This is a genomic window from uncultured Campylobacter sp. (genome assembly GCF_938031315.1).
GTDB lineage: Bacteria > Campylobacterota > Campylobacteria > Campylobacterales > Campylobacteraceae > Campylobacter_B.
In genome coordinates, this window is sequence record NZ_CALHHT010000243.1 from 1 (window position 1) to 1,177 (window position 1,177).

At 44.4% G+C, this 1,177-nt stretch carries 3 protein-coding genes; all 3 read left to right on the forward strand.

Features of this window, described 5'->3' with window-relative positions; translation table 11 throughout:
• The coding region (locus tag Q0236_RS06200) for a MotA/TolQ/ExbB proton channel family protein (RefSeq protein ID WP_297916105.1) at positions 1–360 on the forward strand (360 nt) is incomplete at its 5' end.
• Positions 350–748, forward strand: a complete 399-nt coding sequence (locus tag Q0236_RS06205; RefSeq protein ID WP_297916107.1) for a biopolymer transporter ExbD — start codon at positions 350–352, stop codon at positions 746–748. The genes Q0236_RS06200 and Q0236_RS06205, both read left to right, overlap by 11 nt.
• The coding region (locus Q0236_RS06210; RefSeq protein ID WP_297916109.1) for a hypothetical protein at positions 745–1,177 on the forward strand (433 nt) is incomplete at its 3' end. The genes Q0236_RS06205 and Q0236_RS06210, both read left to right, overlap by 4 nt.

Consider the following 1,177-nt stretch of genomic DNA (forward strand, 5'->3'; position numbering starts at 1 on the left):
AACCGCGTAAAAGAGCGACTGGAGCTGAAAAATGTAAATTTGATCCACCTCGCAAAAGGCTATACGGGCATCCTGGCGAGCATCGGCTCGTCCGCGCCGTTTATCGGATTATTCGGCACGGTTTGGGGCATTATGAATAGTTTCATAAATATCGCAAACTCGAATAATGCCAGCCTCAGCGTCGTAGCTCCCGGCATCGCAGAAGCGCTATTCGCAACCGCGCTCGGCTTATCCGCGGCGATTCCTGCGGTATTAATTTATAACTATTTTGTAAGAGCGGGATTAAATTTTAACGTCAAAATCGACGCATTGAGCTCAAGAATTTATTTGATATTTGATAGGCAATGCGATGCTGCGTAATCAAAACGAAGAGCTCAGCGAGATAAACGTGACGCCGTTTATAGACGTTATGCTCGTGCTTTTAATCATCTTTATGGTAGTCACGCCCATCGTTACCAGTTCGGTAAAAGTGGAGCTCCCTAAAGCCGTAAGCGATCAAAAGCAAGACATAAATAAACCGATCATCCTGAGTATCAACGAGCACAACGAAATATATTTCGGCACCGAGCTTGTAGGTAGCGAAAATTTAGCGGCCGTACTCGATCAAAAAACGGGCGGCGATCGCGAAAACGTCGTATATCTTCACGTAGATAAATCCGTACCCTATGAAATTTTAATCGGGACGATCGAGCGCATAAAAAAAGCAGGCTACTCAAAAATAGCCCTTTGCAGCAAGGTCGAACAATGATAATAATCTCGCGTCGATGTTGGCTTATATCCTTTTTGACGATTCTGGCTTGTCATATTTTCGCCTTGGGTTATTTACTTGCAAATCGAAATATCATCAGCCTAGAGCAAAATTTCGGCGGATTCGACTATCCGATAAAAGGCGATAAATTTGAATCTATTATGATAGTTTCGGATCTGCCTATCGGCGACTTCAAAGAAGCGGCAATAAACTCCGTCAAAGCAAACAGCGCCGAGCCTGAGCCGCACATACAGACGGACGAGCCCGAAATTTCGCCGATACAAAATATCGACTCGCCGATCGAAGCGGTGCAAAAACCTAAAATTTTGCCAAAGGAAAAGCCGAGAAAAATCACGAAAAAAAATATCAGGCCCACGGTCCAAAAAAATGCGTCGAAAAACGACGATACCGCAAAAAACGACTCGCAAT